The sequence below is a fragment of the Arthrobacter agilis genome, from assembly GCF_030816075.1.
GTDB classification, from domain to species: Bacteria; Actinomycetota; Actinomycetes; order Actinomycetales; family Micrococcaceae; genus Arthrobacter_D; species Arthrobacter_D agilis_E.
Map to the genome: position 1 here is coordinate 1031789 of NZ_JAUSXO010000001.1, position 18923 is coordinate 1050711.

Here is an 18923-nt window from a genome sequence, read left to right on the forward strand (position 1 = left end):
GGAAGCAGTGAAGTACGGGGCTATGGCGCAGCTGGTAGCGCACCTGCATGGCATGCAGGGGGTCAGGGGTTCGAATCCCCTTAGCTCCACCACGAACCGCCGGATCAGGATGAAAATCCTGGTCCGGCGGTTTTTCGTCGTCCGGCAGTGCGTGGGGCGGTACCGCGGCCTACTGGGCCCGGACCGCCGCGAGGGCGTCCCGCACGGCCTCGACGGCGACCGCCGTATCGGCGTCGTCCGTACTCCAGTTGCTGACCGAGATCCTCAGGATGTCCCGGCCGTGCCAGCGTGAACCGGACATCCACACCCGGCCGTCGGCGATGATCCGGGCCGTGACCGCCCGCGTGGTGGCGTCGTCCCCGAAGGCGAGGGAGACCTGCGTGTAGGAGACCTCGTTGAGCACCTCGACGCCGTCCAGCTCGGCGAGGTGTTCCGCGAGCGTGCGGGCGTGCCGCACCAACTGCCGGACCTGCTCGGTGACGCCGTCCCGGCCGAGCGATCTGAGCGCCGCCCACACCGGTACGCCGCGGGCCCGTCGGGACAGCTCGGGGACCGTCTCGAAAGGATCCGCGGGGCCGTCCGCGTCCTGGATCAGGTAGCTGGCGTGCAGGCCCATGGCTGCACGGAGCGCCGTGGCGTCCCTGACCACAGCGATCCCGCAGTCGTACGGCACGTTGAGGGTCTTGTGCGCGTCGGTGCCCCAGGAATCCGCATCCTCCATTCCTCCGGTCAAGGCCGCCAGTTCCGGTACCGCAGCGGCCCACAGCCCGAAGGCGCCGTCCACGTGGACCCAGGCGCCGTGGGATCTGGCGACGGCGATCGCCTCCCTGAACGGATCGAAGGCACCGGAGTGCAGGTTCCCGGCCTGCAGGCAGACCAGGAGCGGGGGGTGGCCCGATCCGCCGGACGGCAGGCCTCCTGTGCCGGTCCGGGCGAGGTCGAGGGCGCGGTCGAGTTCCGCGGCATCCATGCGGCCCTCCCGGTCTGCGGGTACCACCGTGGGGCGGCCCAGACCCAGGTAACGGAGGCCGAGATCGATCGTGTCGTGCCGTTCCCGGCCCACGAAGCAGTGGATCCGGGGGCCGCCGGTGAGGCCGTCCGCGTCCAGGTCCCAGCCGGCGTCGGTCATCAGGCGCCAGCGCGCCGCGGCCAGCCCCGTGAAGTTGGCCATGGTGGCGCCGGTGGTGAATCCGACGTCCGCTTCCTGCGGAAGGCCCAGGAGGTCGAGTACCCAGCGGCCGGCGGCTTCCTCCAGGGCTGCCGTGGCAGGGCTCGCGAACCGGAGCCCGGTGTTCTGGTCCCACGCGCTGACCAGCCAGTCCGCGGCCAACGCCGCAGGCAGAGTGCCGCCGATGACCCACCCGAAGAACCGTCCGGAGGGCATCGCCATCAGTCCGGGTTCCGCCGCCGTCGCGAGGTAGTCCACCACCTCGGTCGCCGGGATCCCGTCGGGAGGGAGGGGACCGCCGAAGTCCGCTGCGAGGTCCGCGGCGCTCAGCCGCGGTCCTACCCGCCGCTGGTCCTGGCTCTCCAGCCACTGGCGGGTATGCCGGACAGCGGCCGCCAGGGCTTCGCTGTAGTGCTCTTCCGGTGCTGACATAGCTGCATGCTACGCCCGGGCAGGACCGCACGGACCGGGCGGGGAACGATGAGTGTGAGCCCCGGCGGCAGGGCTCAGCGGCGGGTACGTGGCCTGGAGTACCGGCGGGTCAGATCGGTCAGGGCCAGGGTGGAGATGATGATGGACACGGCGACGGCGGCCAGCATGACGTACAGCCCCGTGAGCATCGTCATGGGTGAACTCGCGTCCCGCAGGAACCCGATCCCGCCGACCGCTCCGACGACCCAGAAGAGGGCCACGCCGAGCAACGCCACGAGTGACGGCACGGCTCCCTGATTGTGCTTGAACCACTGCGTCGGCCGTGCCGATCCGAACCCCATGAGCGCCATGCTCCAAGTCTCGTGGCAGCGAACTGACAAGGGTGCTGACGACACGTATCGGTTGGGTCACAGTCCCTACCCGGAGATCAGGGCGCAGGTCATGGCACGGCCCTCCTTTCTCCCGGCCCACGGGGCGGGCGCCGCTGCTAGTCTGGCGCCACCCGACCAAGGAGTGCCGTGGCACCGGAGATCGACCCGCATGGCCTGACCCCCCGGCAGATCGAACTGATCAACGAGGGCCGCAAGCTCGAAGGCGTCCATCTGACGCTCTTCGGCTACTTCGGCGGACCGGAGCTGCAGGGCGCCTGCATCGGGCGCATGCAGCTCGACGAGGACGGTCGCCTCCCGGCGTCCAACTACGATTCGCCCGAGGACCGGCTGAAGGACCTGGTGCTCGCCCAGCTCCTCCGCGGAGCGCTGCGCCAGTCCATCCCCCTCGTCCTGGCCGGGATCTTCGAGGACATCTTCGCCCTGCGCACCCTGGAGGCCGACGGCGGCGACACGCAGAGCTTCATCCGTTCCGCCGGCGCCCGTGTGGTGGACATGCTGCCGCCGAGGTACCGGCAGTACTACACCTCCGATTTCCTGCAGCGGTTCGCCGTCGTGGCGTCCGAGGTGGCCTCGGACTTCGAACTCGGCTGGGAGGAGCCGCGCACCTTCGCACACGAGCTCGCCGCCTACTGCTTCGCGAAGAAGGGGATCCGGAACGCCGACACCGACTACGGCGCGGGGCTCGGAGCGGTGAACCTGGACCGCATGATGGTCGGCCTGCTCGGGGAGACCGTCGCGCTCGAGGGAGCCTACCTTTCGGCGGCCGACGGCCAGGAGCCCGATCGGCCCGACTGGTTCGTACCCTACGACCCGGCGTCCCGGGTCAACCCCTACCTCTACCCGGAGGGGATGCCCAGCACGGAGCAGGTGGACCTGCTCGAACACCAGCTCGCCCACGAGATCCCGGAGAAGTACCCGGGCCCGGCACGGCGGCGCGCCCTGGACGAGGGGGCGCTCATCGACATCAGTCCGTTCGCCTCCCGCCGGTACTTCCTCTGCCCGGTCGCGGTCGAGCACGCCGTCGTCGCCGGGCTCGGCCTCGACGACCTGCCCGAGGACTCCGACTGGGAGGACCTGCTGCTGCACATCGCCTGGTACGGCGCTGCGGAGCATCCCACCTGGAAGAGCTTCGACTACATCGCCTCCGGCGACGAGGGCCGGCACCTGCATGTCGCGCTCGTGGCCGGAATCGACGAGATGGACTCGCCGGTCCTCACGATCCAGTACGTCGGCGAGGTCGTGGAGGAACCGGCGACGGGCGAGTGAGGAGCCCGGCCCGGGACGCCGGGGAGGTGAGTGTCAGCCCTCGCACTCCACGCAGTACTTGTCACCGTTCTTCTCGCGTGCAAGCTGCGTCCGGTGATGGACGAGGAAGCACGACATGCAGGTGAACTCGTCCTCCTGCACGGGGACGACCAGCACCTGGAGCTCCTCGTCGAGGATCGCGCCCGGGAGATCGAAGCCTTCAGCGGTGTCGACGTCCTCGGTGTCGATGACGGCCGTCTGGCTCGTGGCGCTGCGTTGGGCCTGGATCGCGTCGAGCGATTCGTTGGCGGGCTGGTCCTCTTCACGGACGCGAGGTGCGTCGTAGTCGGTTGCCATGAGGGTATCTCGTCCTTCTGTTGTCGGGAGTCGAAACAGGTTACAGGCGTGGACGAGGAGCCCGGGCCGCAGCATTCGTGGCCGCGGATCGGGCGGCGAGGTGTAACCTGCCCTTCGGCACCAGTGCGTCCGCCGCCGCAGCGGGGCGCGCGGCAGTACTCCGTGGCATCAGATCACGCTCGGCGCCCTGCCCTGCAGGCGCCGGCACGTCGGCGGTCGTGGGATCCGGGGGCGGCTACCCCGCGGATCAGGACCCGCCCTTCGCGGTCGCCTCGTCGAGCAGCTCGCAGACATCGCTCACGTGCCGCGTGGCGTCGACGATGTCGACGGAGACGGGCTCAAGGACGTCGGGATCCTCCGAGAACTCGAGATCGATCGTCAGGCGTCCCTTCTCGAAGTAGAAGAACTCCGGCAGCCCCGCGTCGGCCAGCGCGTCAGCTTCGACGGAGCTGAGGGGCCAGATGATGGAGGACGCCCCGAGCGACACGGAGACGCTTCGCTGGTCCGCGGAGCTGCGCTCGGCGGCCCGGCCCGAGATGTCCAGCTCGTCGATGAAGGCCTGATCGGAGTGCCGGGTGAGGTCGACGGTGGCGTCCCCGCGGTATCTGATGACGGTGCTGCCGTCCTCTCTCACCCTCACCTTCCATTCGACCTCCCGGACGTCACCCGCGGCCATCGTGACCGTCGTGCCGCAGGCGTTGATGTCGACCGGGGCGTAGTAGGCCGAAGGGACCGGGACGTACTCCCCGTCCGTGTCCTCCGGTGGCGACGCGGGGGGTTCCTCGACGGCGTCGGCACCGGCGGGTGCTACCCCGGTGAAGGCCAGTGCAAGCAGCAGGGGCAAAAAGGAAAGCTTCTTGAGGTCTTTCACGGGAACTCCTCGGCACTGCAGGATCACGCGTCCGGTGTCCTGCCTGATGAATGGGATTCATTGCCTGCTAGGCGACGAGACCGGTCGTGGTGCCCTGGGGGCGTCGGAGGACGCCGACACGCGAATGCTATTCCTGCCCCTGAGCCGCGTCAACGAGCGGGAAGCCCTCTGCGGACGGGATCGCCGATCCCTGCGCGCGTCGCGTGCACCTCCCCGCAGTGCCTCGATCCTCTGCGGAGACACGAGTAGGGTCGGCGCATGGAACGGGTGGAGGGGATCGGCGGGCTGTTCTTCCGTGCGCGGGATCCGGAGGGCCTGGTGGCCTGGTACAGCCGGCACCTCGGCGTCGATCCGCCGCCGATGTCCTACGCGTCGTCGTCCTGGCGGCAGGCTGCCGGAGCGACAGTCTTCGCCGCCCTGCCTGCCGATTCCGACCATCTCGCCCAGGGTGCCGGATGGGCCGTGACCTTCCGTGTCCGCGACCTCGCGGCGATGGTGGAGCAGCTCGAGAGCGCAGGGATCCCTGTCGAGCGGGATCCGCAGACCTACCCGAACGGACTGTTCGCGTCCCTGTCCGACCCTGAAGGGCATGCCATCCAGCTCTGGCAACCGGCCGGTGCTGACGCCTGAGGATCCTCTCCGGCCGGCAGGATCCCGGACCAGGTGGTCCGCAGGACACCCTGCATCGATGCCCTTCCGCCCGCGCGCACCGCGCCGAACGCCGCCCCGTTCCCAACTCCTGGCAGGGAGCGGAACCTCCCCGCCGGGCAGTCGATCAGCGGCGCCGCAGCGTCTCCCGGCGGACGTCCGCCGTCACGGGCGCTCCCGCCTGCCCCGGTACAGGGTTGCGACGCTGTGGGCGGACACCCTTCCGGCCCTGGTTGGCAGGCCGTTCGAGGGCCCGTGGGCCGAGCTGTCCCCGGGCAGTCCGACGAGCTTCACGAGCCCCGCGAGGCAGCCGACGATCACGACCGACAGGAGTGCCAGCAGCGGGACGTTCGGCCCCTGACGGGAGTCGCTCCGCTCGATCGCGACGGCCTCGGCCGTCTCCGAGGGTGACGCCGAAGCGCTCGGTGTGGGGGACGGCGTGGCCGTGGGCGACGCTTTGGCGGGGCCCTTCGTCACCGGGACCGCCTCGGTGGGCTCCTCGGCGGGCTCCTCGACGGCGACCTCGGGCACCACCTCGGGGACGACGACCTCGGGCAGCACCTCGGGGATGAAGGGCGGAAGGATCGACGGCCCGACCGGCGGGAACTGCTGCTCGGGTGCGACAGGAACGGGGTCGGGCGTGGGGACGTCCGACGGAGCCGGGGTCGTCGGAGCGGGCGAGGGCGGAGCGGGGGACGGCGACGGTGCAGGGGGCGGCGTCGGGACGACGGTCGGCACCGTTGTCTCCACCGGCGGAGGCGTCGTAGATCCCGGATTCGGAGTGACAAGAGCCGGAGACGAGGGAGGGGCGGGTGGGAGCGTGAGGTCATTCGCGGATGCCGCGGCCGCGCCGAAGGTCAGGCAGCCCACCACGACGACGGCAGCAGACAACAGCGACTTCAGCGGCTTGCTCATGATTCCCCCAGTCCGTGGACCCAGCGCCCACAGCGGTCAGCTTATCCTTCGGGAGGCACCAACCGCCCCTCCGCGCGGAACGCAGCCCTGCCGGCGGCCGGGACCGTGCCTCTCACCCGCCGCCGGCCGGTGCGGGCGCCTGTTCAGGCCGAAGCGGCCTCTGCCGTCGAGAGGGTCTGCAGGCCGGTGACCCGCAGCAGGTCCAGCCTCGCCTCGTCCTCGCTGCCCGGGACGACGGTGTAGACGACGACGCGCAGATCGCTCCCCGGCACGGTGAGGACGTCGCAGTCGACGCTGATCGGTCCCACGGGGGTACCCGTGACGGTCTTGCGGCTGGAGCGATGCTCGGCGACCCGCGCCCCCGCCCATCGCCGTTCGAACTCCGGTGATGCGGTGCGCAGCCTGGCCACGAGCCCTCCCAGCTCGGCGTCGTTCGGGTAGCGTCCCACCGCCGTCCGCAGGTCGGCAGCGAGATCGCTCGCGAAGTCGTCCGCGTGCTGGTCGTCGAACTCCGTCCCCTCGTGTCCGGAGGTGAAGTGGCGCCAGACGAGATTGCGCTCGCGACCGGTCAGGGCGGACGGGTCTCCGTTCAGGGCCGCCCAGAGCGGATTCCACAGCAGGATGTCGTGGGCTGCGGTGAAGACGGCCAGTGGCACATCCCCCAGGCGATCGACAATGCGCTGCACGCCCGGCGAGATGTGCCGGGGTACCCGGCCCGACGGCGGTACGGCTCCGGCGGCCCGGTAGAGATGATCGCGTTCCTTCTCGGACAACCTCAGCGCGACGGCGAGGGCACCGAGCAACTGCGGGGAGGGATGGGTGGCCCGCCCCTGCTCGAGGCGGACGACGTAGTCGACGCTGATGTTGGCGAGGGCGGCGAGTTCCTCACGCCGCAGCCCCACACTCCGGCGTCCGGCACCCGCAGGAAGCCCGACGTCCTGCGGTGTAAGCCGTTCGCGCCAGGACCTGAGGACACTGGCGAATTCGTTCTCGATGCTCACGATGATCCGATCTTGCTGAGGGTGGTACTCCCGGTCCTACTGTTCAACCGTGCCTTGGTGTCCGCCCGGACCGGGCAGAGGATGAACCCATGACAACAACACTAATCACCGGCGCCAACAAGAGCCTCGGCCTGGAGACCGCCCGACGCCTCATCGATGCCGGCCACACGGTATACGCCGGTATGCGCGATCCCGCGACCGGGGAGGCGGCCCGGGCCCTCGGTGCCCACATCGTCCAACTCGACGTCCTGGACCAGGCGAGTGTGGACGCGGCGCTCGGCGCCCTCCCTGCCCTCGATGTCCTCGTCAACAATGCCGGTGTCCTCGGCACCTCCTTCGGCGTGGACGACCTGACGCCCGAGGCCATGCAGGATGTGCTCGAGACCAACGTGGTGGGCATCATCCGTGTCACGCAGGCAGCCCTGCCGCTGCTGCGCGCTTCCGGGCAGCCCGTCATCGTGAATGTCGCTTCGGGTGTCGGCTGGCCCCGGAGCCTGCACACGGAGGGGACGGACGAATTCGCGGTCCCCGTCATCCCCTATGCGGCGTCGAAGGCCGCCGTGATCGCGCTCACCGTGCAGTACGCGAAGAACCTGCCCGCCTTCCGCGTCAACGTCAGCGACCCCGGCTACACGGCCACCGACTTCAACGGCCACGGAGGGCACCAGTCGGTCACCGAGGGAACCGACGCGACGGTCCACCTGGCGCTTCTCGGCGGCGACGGACCCACGGGCGAGTTCCACAACCGGTTCGGCCGCATCGACTACTGAGGCAGCCCGGATCAGGGCCCGGCGACCGCTTCCAGCGGATGGCGCGCGAGTTTCCCGGCGACCCCGCCCCGGACGATCCGCTGCGCCGCCGTCGTCGGCTTGCGCCGTCCCTGGTCCGTCACGCTCGCCGTGAACTCCTCGGCGAGCGAGAGGCGCGGATAGGCGGCCAGGACCTGCCGCACGAAATCCCGCGGCAGGACGTCCGACCGTGCACCACTGATGTCCAGCCCCGTCGCGACTTCCAGCAGGTACCCCTCCACGTCCATCGCCGGGTCCACGGAGGGCCAGTTGTGGCGGACGATCACCTCGAGCGCACGCTGCCGCCGCTCGGGCGCCCAGCCGGCCCCGGCGGTGAGGGCGACGGCGACGTGCCCGCCGGCCTCCTCGTAGGAGAGTGCGACGTTGTCGAAGGCCGGGACCAACCCGATGTCGTGAAGGACGGCGGAGGTGTACAGCAGCTCATGGTCGACGCCCCGCCGGTCCTCGATCAGTGCGAACGCCTCGGCCCACAGCCATGACCGCACCACGTGGTTGAGGACGGCCGGTGAGTGGTAGGAGGACGCCAGGTCGAACGCGGTCCGGGCTGCCTGTGTGTCGGGTGCGGTGAAGTCGTCCAGCTGCATGGCGACATCATTGCAGACGCCGTGGCGCCGGGGGAGCGGCGTCCTGTTCCTGCAGGAGCCATCGCACGGCCACATCCCGGTCGGTGAAGTACCGGATCTCGGAGGAGGACCTCACGGTGAACGCCGTCAGGACGAGGTCGACGGCGTCCGAACCGACGACGGCGATCCTCGCGGGATGGGCGTATCCGAGGATCGCCTCGCGCGCATCCCAGGTGATCTCCTTCAGGGCGGACACCTCCGCCAGGACCGGGAGAGTCGATCTCCCGGAGGCAACCAAGGCGGAACCGACCCGCGCGATGTCCGCCCGGTCGATCACGAGCCGTGGAGCCCACTGCAGCCTGAGCACGAACGGCAGGACGGTCAGCGAGAACCTGTCCGCGTCCCCAGCGGCTGCCTGTATCGTCCGGGCGTCGCCCACAGTCGTGTCCATCCCGTTCAGCGCCTCCACGCGGTCCCGCCGGCACGTCGGAGTGCGGTCAGGACATCGGTGGGCCGCCGACGGCGGCCGGCCGCACAGAAGGTGACGGCCGGTGGAGATTCGGTGCAGCGTCAGGGCCGGATGGGTGGGGGCGGGGGCTCAGAGCCGCCAGGCCGGCTGACCATCCCACAGGCCGCTGTCCGGGAGCCTGTCGATGAGCTGCCGGACACCCGGGGCGAGGACAGGGAGGCCGTCCACGACGGCGATCAGCGGGCCGTAGTGCCGTAGCTCGGCCATCTCGTTGGCGAAGTGCAGTGCCCTGGCGTGATCGACGGTGAGTCCCACGCCGCCGGCCGCCACCGGCCTCGAGGGCCGCCTGCGCCCTGCCGAAGAGGACGGCGTGGGCCAGGTCGGCCGTGGCGGTGTCCGGGTCCTCGAGGGCCGCTCCGTCCCACTCCCGCAGGATCACGTCCTCCTTGAAGCGGACGCCGACCAGTTCTCCCTCGTATGCCATGGCTTCCCCCGATGATCGATCGCTGATTGGAAGTTCCAGCGTCGCAGCCGCTGGTTCCTACCTACAAGAGACCGTGATGCCGATGTGCAAGTTGTTAGCCGCCCGTTACCTGTGTACACGCCGGAGCTCCTCCCGGGTGGTTCGCGCGGGCGGGCGACACCTCGTCCGGCGCGGCCTCCCGTGCCAGACTGGGACGCATGTGTCCCCGTTCCGCGAAGCCGCGCACGCCCTCCACGTCCCCGAGCGGTAGCCCCTCCCCGACCGGAGGCACCGGGGACCGCCATCTCGCCGTGCGCCTCGACGACGCCTGGCTCCGCTTCCAGACACGCCTCGCGATCCGGCGCGGCAGGGTCGAGACCGTCATCCCGTACACGGGGTACGGGACCACGTCGTGGGTGCGGGTGCTCGCCCGGGTGGTCCTCAGCGACCCGCGGGACACGGGCCGGAGCTCCGAGGCCGGTCCGCTCAAGCCCCTGGCGGAGGGTATGCGCGGGTGGCGCAACTTCACGAGCGCCCCGGTGGCGCACGCCGTCGTGCACGTCACCATCGGGGAGACGGTCCACGACGTCGAGGCGGACCGCGGCGGTGTGGTGGACGCCCGCATCCCGGTGACCCTCGACCCGGGCTGGCACACCATCACGGTGCAGTCCGGGGAGTCGAAGGTCGTCGAAGCCCCCGTGCGGGTCGTCGCGGACGACACGCGATTCGGCGTGGTGTCCGATATCGACGACACCGTCATGGTGACGGCGCTGCCCCGACCGTTCCTGGCGGCATGGAACACGTTCGTGCTGGACGAGCACGCGCGGACCCCGACGCCCGGCATGGCCGTGCTCTACGAGCGGATCGTGCGGACCCTTCCCACCGCGCCCGTCCTGTACCTCTCGACGGGCGCCTGGAACGTGGCGCCCACGCTGTCCCGTTTCCTGTCCCGCAACCTCTACCCGGCGGGGCCCAAGCTGCTCACCGACTGGGGGCCTACGCGCGACCGCTGGTTCCGGAGCGGCCAGGAACACAAGCGGACGTCCCTCGAGCGCCTGGCCGAGGAGTTCCCCGCCATGCAGTGGCTGCTGGTGGGCGACGACGGCCAGCACGACGAGGCGATCTACTCGGAGTTCGCGCAGCGCCACCCGCAGAACGTCCGCGCCATCGCGATCCGCCAGCTCTCCACGGGTGAGGCGGTCCTCGCGGGCGGACGGTCGAAGACCGGGGTGCAGCCGACGCCGGGCATCCCCTGGATCTACGCACCCGACGGCGCGAAGATGTCCGCGCAGCTCGCGGACCTCGGCATCATCCGGAGCGACACCGACTCCGCCGACGTGCCCGAGGTGCCCGAGGAACCCGAGGGGGAGTGACCCGCGGGTCGTCGGGCGTCATTCTTCCGCCGATCCTTGATGCGTGTCCCGGCCTGTCGTAGCGTGTGGTCCTAGCTACACCCGGTCAGCGACTTCCGCGAGGAAGTGTGGGTGCCCCCCATGCGGGCCTGACATTCGTACGCAGCTCCGCCGCGACCCTTCGCGGTCATCCCCATTTCCTGCCGGCCCCACGCCTTCCGGGCGACGGCGGCACGTACGAAGAGGACCCGATGTCGTCACCGTCCTACCCTGCACTGTCCTACGAACTGTATCCGCCGCGGAACGCCGAGGCGGAGGAGTCACTGTGGACGACCATCCGACGGTTGGAGGTCACGCGCCCCGACTTCGTGTCCGTCACCTACGGCGCGGCGGGCAGCAACCGCGAGACCGCCATCGCCCTCCTGCGACGACTCCTGACCGAGACGACGCTGAAGCCGCTGGCGCACCTCACCTGCATCGGCAGCAGCCGGGCGGACCTGACGGCGATCGTCGAGCGTCTCATCGGCGGGGGAGTGCGCGGCATCCTCGCGCTGCGTGGTGATGCGCCCGACGACGGCGACGCCCCGGACGGGCACGCACCGGAGGGCGACGTCGCGCACGCCGACGCGCTCGTACGGCTGATCCGCGAGGTCGAGGGACAGCGCACGGCGCAGCTGGCGGCCGGGCGCGTCTCCGTGGGCGTGGCAGCGTATGCGACGCGCCACCCGGCCTCGCCGTCGATGGAGCAGGACGTCGAGGTGCTCCTGGCGAAGGAGGCCGCCGGTGCCGACTTCGCGATCACCCAGGTGTTCTTCCGGCCCTCCGACTACGCGGGCCTCGTCCGCCGTGCACGCCGTGCCGGCGTCACCATGCCGATCATCCCCGGCGTGATGCCGATGACGAGCACACGGCGCCTGAAGAAGCTGAGCGGCCTCGCGGGCATCGACGTCGACCAGGGCCTGTGGGACCGGCTCGAGGGTGCCCGCAGCGACGAGGAGCGCCGCCGCATCGGCGTCGCGGCGACCGTGGAGCTGGCGCGGGTGGCCCTCGAGGACGGCGCACCGGGCATCCACCTGTACACCTTCAACGAGCACGCCGCCGCACTCGACGTCCTCGACGCCCTCGACCTCGAGCGGCCTCCGCAGGCGGGCCTCGCGGCATCCCTGTAGCACCACAGCACCGGCAGCCTCCCAGCCACGACAGCCGTCAGGAGATTCCATGTCCGTCCCCTTCCCCCGCAGCACGATCATCGGCTACCCGCGCATCGGCCCGCGCCGCGAACTGAAGAAGGCACTCGAGGCCTACTGGTCCGGGCAGATGGACGGGGAGTCCCTCGAGCGTGAGGCCCGCCGCATCCGCGAAGCCACCTATGCCCGGCTGACGGACCTGGGGCTGGATCCGCACGGCAGCGCCATCCCGGCGTCCTTCTCCCTCTACGACCAGGTGCTGGACACCGCCGTCGTCCTCGGTGCGGTGCCCGACCGCTTCGCCGATCTCCCGGACGGCGACGGCGTGCTCGACCTCGACGCGTACTTCACGCTCGCCCGGGGCGACGCGGGTCGACCGCCACTCGAGATGACGAAGTGGTTCGACACCAACTACCACTACCTCGTCCCGGAGATCGGCGAGCACTCGCCGTTCACCCTGTCCGCGGGGACACTGCTGCGCGACGTCGACGAGGCCGCCGAGGCAGGCTACCGCGTACGGCCCACGGTGATCGGGCCCGTGACGTTCCTGCTGCTCAGCAAGGCGGCCCACGGGGCCGGCCCGTCCTTCAGCCCGCTCGACCGGCTCGACGACGTCCTGCCCCTCTACGCGGATCTGCTGCGGCTCCTCGCCGGACGGGGCGTGCGATGGGTCCAGTTCGACGAGCCCGCCCTGGCCGCCGACTGGGCCCTGCCCGAGGAGCGCATCCGGGAGGCCGTCGGGCGCGCCTACGGCCGGCTCGCGGAGGGGACGGAGCATCCTGCGATCCTCGTGACCACCCCGTACGGATCCCCGGGCACCCACCTGGCCGCGCTCGCGGCGACCGGCGTCGACGCGGTGCACCTCGATCTCGTCAGGGGTGCCGTGCCCTCGCCGGCGGATCTGGCGTTGTTGTGGGGCAAGACCCTCGTGGCGGGGGTCGTCGACGGACGCAATGTGTGGAAGGCCGATCTGCGCGCGGCGGCCGCGACGCTCGACGCGCTGAGGACGGACGGCGTGGCCCTGTCCGTGGCGACGTCGACCTCGCTCCAGCACGTGCCGCACGACACGGGCGCGGAGCCGGCCCTCGACACACGCCTGAGATCCTGGCTGTCCTTCGCGGACCAGAAGGTCCGGGAGGTCACGGTCCTCGCACAGCATGCCGCGCATCCCGGTGCGGTCGAGCGCGACATCGCCGCGGCGTCGAGGGTACTGGGGGAGCGGACCGGTGCGCGTGGCGTGGCACGACCCGAGGTCCGGGCCCGCGCGGCGGCGCTCACGCCGTCGGACGCCGAGCGCCGCCCCTATCCGGAGCGGCGTGCGGCGCAGCAGGCGGTGCTCGGCCTGCCGCTCCTGCCGACGACGACGATCGGGTCCTTCCCGCAGACCGCGGACGTCCGGTCCGCCCGGGCCCGGAAGGCGAAGGGGACGCTGTCCGAGGGCGGGTACGAGGCGGCCCTGCAGGACGAGATCCGGCGGGTGATCGGCCTGCAGGAGGAGCTCGGGTTCGACGTGCTGGTGCACGGCGAGCCCGAGCGCAACGACATGGTGCAGTACTTCGCCGAGCACCTCGAGGGGTTCGACGTCACGCAGCACGGCTGGGTGCAGTCCTACGGGTCGCGGTGCACGCGCCCGTCCCTCCTCTGGGGCGATGTGGCGCGGGCCGCACCCATGACGGTGCCCTGGACGTCCTTCGCCCAGTCGCTCACCGACAAGCCCGTCAAGGGCATGCTCACCGGCCCGGTCACCATCCTCGCCTGGTCCTTCGTCCGCAACGACCAGCCCCTGGCCGAGACCGCCGTCCAGGTGGCGCTCGCGCTGCGCGACGAGGTGGAGGACCTCGAGCGGTCGGGGACGCGCATCATCCAGGTGGACGAGCCCGCACTGCGCGAACTGCTGCCGCTGCGCCGGGCCGAACAGGCGGCCTACCTCGACTGGGCCGTGCGGGCCTTCCGCGTCGCGACGTCCTCCGCGGGTCCGGCGACCCAGATCCACACGCACCTCTGCTACTCCGAGTTCGGCGCCGTGATCTCCGCGATCGATGGTCTCGACGCCGATGTCACCTCGATCGAGGCCGCGCGATCCCGCATGGAGGTGGTGCACGATCTCGAGGACCACGGCTTCGGCCGCGGGGTAGGGCCAGGGGTGTACGACATCCACTCGCCGCGCGTGCCCGAGGCCGAGGAGATCCGCGTCCTGCTGCAACGTGCCGTCCGGCACATCCCGGCCGCGCAGGTCTGGGTCAACCCGGACTGCGGGCTCAAGACGCGCGGGTACCGGGAGGTCGAGGAGTCGCTCCGGAACCTGGTCGACGCCGCCCGGGCCGTCAGGGCATCCGCGTCGATCCCCGGGTAGGGGAGCGAGCCGGACGGCACGCACCGGCATTCGCCCTCCGCCGTCCGCCGTCCGCGCGTCCCCGGGACGGGTCAGGAACTCCTGATGGCCCGACCCGCGGACGCCGCGGCCGCGACCACCGCGGGGGCGGCGGCCTTCAGCTTGTCGCCGAAGACGACGGCACCGACGCCCACCAGCGCCGTGCCGAGGACCACCCGCTGCGCGGTCCGGCGGCGGCCGCTCCAGCCTCCGGTCACGGCTGCGTTCGCCGGGTCCAGCGAGGGGCCGTAGAGGTTCCCCGTCGAATCCTCCGCCGGTTCGGTCCGCGACAGCTGGCCGTGCTCCACCTGGTGCGCCATGCCCTTCTCCACCTGGCCGGGCATGAGCCGGTGCTGCCGCACCATGGAGCGGCCGATCCGCCCGACGGCGATCTCCCGCACGGGCTTCTCGACGACGCCGAGGATCGTCTTCGCGACGCGGTCCGCGCTGTACACCGGGGGCATGGCCACCACACGCCGGCCCGTGTAGTTGGCGGCGTGGTGGAAGAACGGCGTGTCGATGGTGGGCGGGAGGACGGTGCACACGTGAATGCGCTTCTTCCGGTCGAGGGTCAGCTCCGAGCGCAGGCTCACACCGAGGGCCCGCACGGCGGCCTTCGACACGGAGTAGGCGGAGCTGTAGGGCTGGGGGACCTCCCCGACGATCGAGGCCACGTTCACCAGGACACCCGAACCCTGCTCCTGCATGCGCTCCAGCGCGGCGCGTGCCCCGTACACGTAGCCCATGACATTGACGTCGATCACGCGCTGGAAGTCGCGGAGCGGGACCTCGAGGAACGGCGAGAAGAAGGCCACGGCGGCGTCGTTCACCCAGACGTCGATACGGCCGAACTCCTCGACGGCCCTGCTCGCGAGTTCCTGGACGGCGTCGTGGTCGGACATGTCGGTGGGGACCGCGATGGCGCGGGAGCCGAGGGCCGTGCATTCGGCGGCGAGGGTCTCGAGGGCCTCGGCCCGGCGGCTTGCCAGCACGAGGCAGGTCCCGCGGCGGGCGAACCGCAGCGCGGTGGCACGACCGATGCCGCTCGCTGCCCCGGTGATGACGACCACGCTGTTCCTGATGCGCATTGGGTTTGCTCCTCGACAGACTCCGGCTGGCCGGCGGGCCGGTGCCCGCCCTGTCCCGAAACTACGGACAGCCCTGGGGGGAGTGCAACGGTCAATCAGCGCTCGGAGGGGGGTGCGTATCCCGGAGTCGTGTGCTTCGGCCCGATGCTCTGGCTCCGGAGGATGTCGGCGAGCTGGTCCATGAAGAGCCGCACCCGGGCGTCGTCGGCGTCGCCGGTGCGCAGGGCGAAGATGCTGCGGGCGAGCCGGATCTCCGGGACGTCGAGCGCCACGATCCCCTCCGGCCGGTTGACCATGGCGAGCTCCGGCACGAGGGCGGCGCCGAGGCCGGCGGCCGTGAGCTCGAGACTCGCGTTGAAGTCGTCGCAGTACGCGGCGATCCGGGGATGGAGGTTGCAGCTCGCGAAGAGCCGCTCGATCACCGTGGCGTCGGCGGTGCCCGGGTGGTGCATGATCCACGGCATGTCGGCCAGCTGGTCGGCTGTGACGCGGGAGCCGCTGCGGATGCCCCAGCTCGCGGGCAGGATGACCCGGAAGTCGTCGTCGCCGATCCACTGGCGGCTGAGCGTGGACGGCCAGGCGAGACCGGCCTGACCCACCTGGTAGACGAGTGCGAGGTCGAGGTCGCCCCCGGTACGCAGGCCCTGGATGGCGTGGGCCGGTTCTCCGACGAACAGGCGCAGCGACACCCCGAGCCGCTGCCACTCGGGCATGCGGAGCAGCCGCGGCAGGGCGAAGGTCGCGAGGCTCGGGAAGATCCCGAGCCGGAGCTCGTGGGCCGGGCCCGATCCGGCACGGGCGGTCGAGGCGAGCAGGGCGTCGATATCGGTCAGGACCTTCGCCGCGTGCCGCGCCATGGCCAGTGCCGCGTCCGTGGGGACGGCGCTGCGGGCGGCGCGGGTGAAGAGGGTGGCACCCGTGTCGCGTTCGAGCGCGGACATCTGCTGGGACACCGCCGACGCCGTGTAGCCGAGGCTGACGGCCGCCCCGCTGAACGAGCCGTGGCGGATGACCTCGAGCAGCGTCCGCAGGTGGACCGGGTTGACCATCGGGCACTCTCCATCGCCGTCGTCCGGGCAGGGTCACTGACAGGAAAAGCTTGCACCACTCGTCGGACCGGCAGGTCTCCCCGTCCGATCCACCCGGCTCCGGAGCCCGGTGATGCGGCAGTGCAGGAACCGCCGGAACGGATCCCGTCGAGCCTACCGGGGCGGCGGGCGTGCCGGCCGCGAAGGCGCGGCTGCAGTGCGAGGACCGGGCTCCCGCCACGATGACCGGCTCCCTGCCACCGAGTGACCGTCGTCCGCAAGGTGCTCGCCGTGCCCCTGGTCCCGCTCCATGGAGGGGGCCTGATCCGGTGGCGGGGGATTAGACTCTGGCTTCGGCGGCTGCCCGTCAATCCGCGGCCGCCCCGTGACCCCAGGAGGCAGATCGATGAGCACCACAGTGGTTCCTTCGCAGGCGGAAGTGGACCCGGCCGTCTGGCCGGGCATCGCCGGTGTCCCCAGCGGACCGAGGAACAGGATCGCAGCCACCGTCGCGGAGAAGATCTTCGCCACCGCGGTGAACACGCTCGAGCTGCGGGTCATCTACGACGACGGCACCATCCTCGGCAAGCCGGGTGGCGGCCCGCGGCCCGAGATGCGCATCCACCGGCCCGCGGACTTCTACGCGAGGCTCGGCGACAACGGCCTGATCGGGCTCGGCGAGTCCTACATGGCGAAGGACTGGACGGCATCGGACCTCACGGACGTCATCGAGGTCTTCGCAGCTCGGGCAGCGCATCTCGTCCCCGTCCCGCTGCAGAAACTGCGCGGTCTCTACCTGCCGAAGCCACCCCGTCGCGAACGGAACAGCACGGCCAACACACGCTCGAATATTTCGCGGCATTACGATCTTTCGAACGATCTGTTCGCGCTCTTCCTCGACTCGACCATGTCCTATTCGAGCGCCCTGTTCGACGCGACGGGCAAGGACCTGCTGCAGGTCGAATGGGGCGCGCTCGCCGCCGCGCAGCAACGGAAGATCGACCGGCTCCTGGACCAGGTCAACGTGCGGCAGGGGACGCGCCTCCTCGAGATCGGCACCGGCTGGGGCGAGCTCGCCCTGCGCGCCGCAGCCCGCGGTGCGACAGTCGTGTCCGTCACGCTGTCGAGCGAGCAGAAGGAACTGGCCGAGCAGCGTATCCGCGAGGCCGGCTATGCGGACCGCGTGCAGGTGGAGCTGAAGGACTACCGGCTGGTGGAGGGGCAGTACGACGCCGTCGTGTCGGTCGAGATGATCGAGGCCGTGGGGTACGAGTTCTGGGCCGTCTACTTCCAGACCATCGACCGCCTGCTCGCCCCGGGCGGCCGTGTCGCCGTCCAGGCCATCACGCTTCCGCACGAGCGCATGATGGCGACGCGGCGGACCTACACCTGGATCCACAAGTACATCTTCCCGGGCGGGTTCATTCCGTCCGTGCGTGCCATCGAGGACGTCACCGACCGGTACACGAGCCTCCGGGTCCGTGAGCGCCTGTCCATGGGAGACCACTACGCGCAGACACTGCGCCTCTGGGAGGAGCGCTTCCTCGCGCGCCACGAGGAAGTCGCCGCGCTGGGCTTCGACGAGACCTTCGAGCGGATGTGGCAGTTCTACCTCTGCTACTCCCGCGCGGGCTTCCAGGCCGGGTACCTCGACGTGCAGCAGCTCGTCTTCGACCGGCGGCCCTGACCCGCTCCTTGTGCCGCTGGATGGCGCCGCTTGCCGGGGCCGGTCACCCGTCGTCGTTCATGGTTCTTGAGCAGGGTGCTGCCCAGCCCGGGCGGGTCGGAGGACAACACCCGGATCCGCGCCGGAGAACCAGGAACGACGGCGGGCGCAGGCGGGCGGCCACGCCGCGCCTCGCGCTCCCTCGAGGACCTTTCCGACGCCATGCCGCACGTCGTTCGCCGAAGTCCCCACCGTCGTCGAGGGGGCTCCACGACACGCCGGAAAAGTGCGACACGAAAAATTTTGTGCCTGTGTGGAAGTACTCCACAGGATGTGGATCGACCCCCTCGAACGGGGCGGGATCGGCTCATTTCCGGGCTTTCACCGGGCGCTGATCTGTGGACATCATGTGGACTACTCGCTCCCGGAATGACATACTTGTAATACATCATGTAGGGGTATGTCCCAACGGCCCGCACTAGATGTAGTATCGAGGAACAGAAACAACCGCTGCACAGCATGAGCCGCAAGGTGCGAGAAACCCCAGATTTCTTCCCCATTTCCGGGGCCGCGCCGCTCATGTGCCGACAGCACGCTGCTGGTACAGAATCAGCAGCCGAATGAGGAAAAGGGGATAAGGATATGACCGTCACGGTTTACACGAAGCCGGCTTGCGTTCAGTGCAATGCCACCTACCGCGCTCTGGACAAGAAGGGCATCGCCTACCAGAGCGTCGACATCTCGCAGGACCCGACGGCGCTCGAGCGCGTCCGGTCGATGGGCTACCTGCAGGCCCCCGTCGTCATCACCGACAACGATCACTGGTCCGGCTTCCGTCCTGACAAGATCAGTGCCCTCGCGGACTCGGCCGTCAGCTCCGTAGCCTGAGCGGAACCCT

At 70.4% G+C, this 18923-nt stretch carries 20 protein-coding genes and 1 tRNA gene; 10 read left to right on the forward strand and 11 right to left on the reverse strand.

Annotated elements, in window-relative coordinates; all coding sequences use genetic code 11:
• Positions 1 to 16 precede the first annotated feature (16 nt).
• A tRNA-Ala gene (locus QFZ50_RS04485) sits at positions 17 to 92 on the forward strand.
• Positions 93 to 169: 77 nt separating this feature from the next.
• Here the strand turns inward: QFZ50_RS04485 and QFZ50_RS04490 are convergent.
• Together QFZ50_RS04490 and QFZ50_RS04495 are read right to left on the reverse strand one after the other, a co-directional pair.
• Positions 170 to 1600 carry a pyridoxal phosphate-dependent decarboxylase family protein gene (locus QFZ50_RS04490; RefSeq protein WP_307082299.1) on the reverse strand — a complete coding sequence of 477 codons (1431 nt, stop codon included), beginning with the start codon at positions 1598 to 1600 and terminating at the stop codon, positions 170 to 172.
• 74 nt (positions 1601 to 1674) lie between these two features.
• A complete protein-coding gene (locus tag QFZ50_RS04495) occupies positions 1675 to 1950 on the reverse strand; it encodes a hypothetical protein (protein ID WP_307082301.1) in 276 nt (91 codons plus the stop codon).
• A gap of 168 nt (positions 1951 to 2118) precedes the next feature.
• Between QFZ50_RS04495 and QFZ50_RS04500 the strand changes: the two genes are divergently transcribed.
• Positions 2119 to 3258: a hypothetical protein gene (locus tag QFZ50_RS04500; RefSeq protein WP_307082303.1), complete on the forward strand. Its 1140-nt coding sequence runs from the start codon at positions 2119 to 2121 to the stop codon at positions 3256 to 3258.
• Between the two features lie 33 nt (positions 3259 to 3291).
• On the opposite strand, the gene QFZ50_RS04505 is transcribed toward QFZ50_RS04500, so the two are convergent.
• Together QFZ50_RS04505 and QFZ50_RS04510 are read right to left on the reverse strand one after the other, a co-directional pair.
• On the reverse strand, positions 3292 to 3594 hold the full coding sequence (locus QFZ50_RS04505) for a DUF4193 domain-containing protein (RefSeq protein WP_307082305.1): 303 nt from the start codon (positions 3592 to 3594) through the stop codon (positions 3292 to 3294).
• Between the two features lie 247 nt (positions 3595 to 3841).
• Positions 3842 to 4465, reverse strand: a complete 624-nt coding sequence (locus QFZ50_RS04510) for a hypothetical protein (protein ID WP_307082307.1) — start codon at positions 4463 to 4465, stop codon at positions 3842 to 3844.
• Between the two features lie 258 nt (positions 4466 to 4723).
• Between QFZ50_RS04510 and QFZ50_RS04515 the strand changes: the two genes are divergently transcribed.
• Complete coding sequence (locus QFZ50_RS04515) at positions 4724 to 5095, forward strand: VOC family protein (RefSeq protein WP_307082309.1); 372 nt, start codon at positions 4724 to 4726, stop codon at positions 5093 to 5095.
• Positions 5096 to 5278: 183 nt separating this feature from the next.
• On the opposite strand, the gene QFZ50_RS04520 is transcribed toward QFZ50_RS04515, so the two are convergent.
• Both QFZ50_RS04520 and QFZ50_RS04525 read right to left on the reverse strand, forming a co-directional pair.
• Complete coding sequence (locus QFZ50_RS04520; RefSeq protein WP_307082311.1) at positions 5279 to 6028, reverse strand: hypothetical protein; 750 nt, start codon at positions 6026 to 6028, stop codon at positions 5279 to 5281.
• 143 nt (positions 6029 to 6171) lie between these two features.
• On the reverse strand, positions 6172 to 7032 hold the full coding sequence (locus QFZ50_RS04525) for a helix-turn-helix domain-containing protein (protein ID WP_373462298.1): 861 nt from the start codon (positions 7030 to 7032) through the stop codon (positions 6172 to 6174).
• 86 nt (positions 7033 to 7118) lie between these two features.
• Between QFZ50_RS04525 and QFZ50_RS04530 the strand changes: the two genes are divergently transcribed.
• On the forward strand, positions 7119 to 7799 hold the full coding sequence (locus QFZ50_RS04530; RefSeq protein ID WP_307082313.1) for an SDR family NAD(P)-dependent oxidoreductase: 681 nt from the start codon (positions 7119 to 7121) through the stop codon (positions 7797 to 7799).
• 11 nt (positions 7800 to 7810) lie between these two features.
• Here QFZ50_RS04530 and QFZ50_RS04535 read toward each other — a convergent pair whose 3' ends face one another.
• The 3 genes from QFZ50_RS04535 to QFZ50_RS04545 all read right to left on the reverse strand — a co-directional run bounded on the left by QFZ50_RS04535 (position 7811) and on the right by QFZ50_RS04545 (position 9185).
• Positions 7811 to 8422: an HD domain-containing protein gene (locus QFZ50_RS04535; protein ID WP_307082315.1), complete on the reverse strand. Its 612-nt coding sequence runs from the start codon at positions 8420 to 8422 to the stop codon at positions 7811 to 7813.
• 7 nt (positions 8423 to 8429) lie between these two features.
• On the reverse strand, positions 8430 to 8852 hold the full coding sequence (locus QFZ50_RS04540; RefSeq protein ID WP_307082317.1) for a hypothetical protein: 423 nt from the start codon (positions 8850 to 8852) through the stop codon (positions 8430 to 8432).
• Between the two features lie 147 nt (positions 8853 to 8999).
• Positions 9000 to 9185, reverse strand: a complete 186-nt coding sequence (locus QFZ50_RS04545; protein WP_307082318.1) for a hypothetical protein — start codon at positions 9183 to 9185, stop codon at positions 9000 to 9002.
• Between QFZ50_RS04545 and QFZ50_RS04550 the strand changes: the two genes are divergently transcribed.
• The 4 genes from QFZ50_RS04550 to metE all read left to right on the forward strand — a co-directional run bounded on the left by QFZ50_RS04550 (position 9175) and on the right by metE (position 14225).
• Complete coding sequence (locus tag QFZ50_RS04550) at positions 9175 to 9369, forward strand: hypothetical protein (protein ID WP_307082320.1); 195 nt, start codon at positions 9175 to 9177, stop codon at positions 9367 to 9369. The two genes, QFZ50_RS04545 and QFZ50_RS04550, sit on opposite strands and share 11 nt — an antisense overlap.
• A 182-nt stretch (positions 9370 to 9551) precedes the next feature.
• Positions 9552 to 10706, forward strand: a complete 1155-nt coding sequence (locus tag QFZ50_RS04555; RefSeq protein ID WP_307082323.1) for an App1 family protein — start codon at positions 9552 to 9554, stop codon at positions 10704 to 10706.
• Between the two features lie 230 nt (positions 10707 to 10936).
• A complete protein-coding gene (locus QFZ50_RS04560; RefSeq protein ID WP_307082324.1) occupies positions 10937 to 11854 on the forward strand; it encodes a methylenetetrahydrofolate reductase in 918 nt (305 codons plus the stop codon).
• A 49-nt stretch (positions 11855 to 11903) separates the two neighbouring features.
• Positions 11904 to 14225, forward strand: a complete 2322-nt coding sequence (metE, locus tag QFZ50_RS04565) for a 5-methyltetrahydropteroyltriglutamate--homocysteine S-methyltransferase (RefSeq protein WP_307082326.1) — start codon at positions 11904 to 11906, stop codon at positions 14223 to 14225.
• A gap of 71 nt (positions 14226 to 14296) precedes the next feature.
• Here the strand turns inward: metE and QFZ50_RS04570 are convergent, their stop codons facing one another.
• Both QFZ50_RS04570 and QFZ50_RS04575 read right to left on the reverse strand, forming a co-directional pair.
• On the reverse strand, positions 14297 to 15331 hold the full coding sequence (locus QFZ50_RS04570; RefSeq protein ID WP_307082329.1) for an SDR family oxidoreductase: 1035 nt from the start codon (positions 15329 to 15331) through the stop codon (positions 14297 to 14299).
• 95 nt (positions 15332 to 15426) lie between these two features.
• The gene (locus QFZ50_RS04575; protein WP_307082331.1) at positions 15427 to 16380 is read right to left on the reverse strand and encodes a LysR family transcriptional regulator; all 954 of its coding nucleotides are present in this window, start codon (positions 16378 to 16380) and stop codon (positions 15427 to 15429) included.
• 385 nt (positions 16381 to 16765) lie between these two features.
• Here QFZ50_RS04575 and QFZ50_RS04580 point away from each other — a divergent pair, with 385 nt between their 5' ends.
• The gene (locus tag QFZ50_RS04580; RefSeq protein ID WP_307082333.1) at positions 16766 to 18046 is read left to right on the forward strand and encodes a class I SAM-dependent methyltransferase; all 1281 of its coding nucleotides are present in this window, start codon (positions 16766 to 16768) and stop codon (positions 18044 to 18046) included.
• A 621-nt stretch (positions 18047 to 18667) separates the two neighbouring features.
• Positions 18668 to 18913 carry a glutaredoxin-like protein NrdH gene (nrdH, locus tag QFZ50_RS04585; RefSeq protein WP_307082335.1) on the forward strand — a complete coding sequence of 82 codons (246 nt, stop codon included), beginning with the start codon at positions 18668 to 18670 and terminating at the stop codon, positions 18911 to 18913.
• The last annotated feature ends 10 nt before the right edge of the window (positions 18914 to 18923 follow it).

Coding starts and splice junctions, on each gene's coding strand:
- QFZ50_RS04490 (WP_307082299.1), bottom strand. CDS start 1,600: ATGTCAGCACCGGAAGAGCACTACAGCGAAGCCCTGGCGGCCGCTGTC.
- QFZ50_RS04495 (WP_307082301.1), bottom strand. CDS start 1,950: ATGGCGCTCATGGGGTTCGGATCGGCACGGCCGACGCAGTGGTTCAAG.
- QFZ50_RS04505 (WP_307082305.1), bottom strand. CDS start 3,594: ATGGCAACCGACTACGACGCACCTCGCGTCCGTGAAGAGGACCAGCCC.
- QFZ50_RS04515 (WP_307082309.1), top strand. CDS start 4,724: ATGGAACGGGTGGAGGGGATCGGCGGGCTGTTCTTCCGTGCGCGGGAT.
- QFZ50_RS04520 (WP_307082311.1), bottom strand. CDS start 6,028: ATGAGCAAGCCGCTGAAGTCGCTGTTGTCTGCTGCCGTCGTCGTGGTG.
- QFZ50_RS04530 (WP_307082313.1), top strand. CDS start 7,119: ATGACAACAACACTAATCACCGGCGCCAACAAGAGCCTCGGCCTGGAG.
- QFZ50_RS04535 (WP_307082315.1), bottom strand. CDS start 8,422: ATGCAGCTGGACGACTTCACCGCACCCGACACACAGGCAGCCCGGACC.
- QFZ50_RS04540 (WP_307082317.1), bottom strand. CDS start 8,852: ATGGACACGACTGTGGGCGACGCCCGGACGATACAGGCAGCCGCTGGG.
- QFZ50_RS04555 (WP_307082323.1), top strand. CDS start 9,552: ATGTGTCCCCGTTCCGCGAAGCCGCGCACGCCCTCCACGTCCCCGAGC.
- QFZ50_RS04560 (WP_307082324.1), top strand. CDS start 10,937: ATGTCGTCACCGTCCTACCCTGCACTGTCCTACGAACTGTATCCGCCG.
- metE (WP_307082326.1), top strand. CDS start 11,904: ATGTCCGTCCCCTTCCCCCGCAGCACGATCATCGGCTACCCGCGCATC.
- QFZ50_RS04570 (WP_307082329.1), bottom strand. CDS start 15,331: ATGCGCATCAGGAACAGCGTGGTCGTCATCACCGGGGCAGCGAGCGGC.
- QFZ50_RS04575 (WP_307082331.1), bottom strand. CDS start 16,380: ATGGTCAACCCGGTCCACCTGCGGACGCTGCTCGAGGTCATCCGCCAC.
- QFZ50_RS04580 (WP_307082333.1), top strand. CDS start 16,766: ATGAGCACCACAGTGGTTCCTTCGCAGGCGGAAGTGGACCCGGCCGTC.
- nrdH (WP_307082335.1), top strand. CDS start 18,668: ATGACCGTCACGGTTTACACGAAGCCGGCTTGCGTTCAGTGCAATGCC.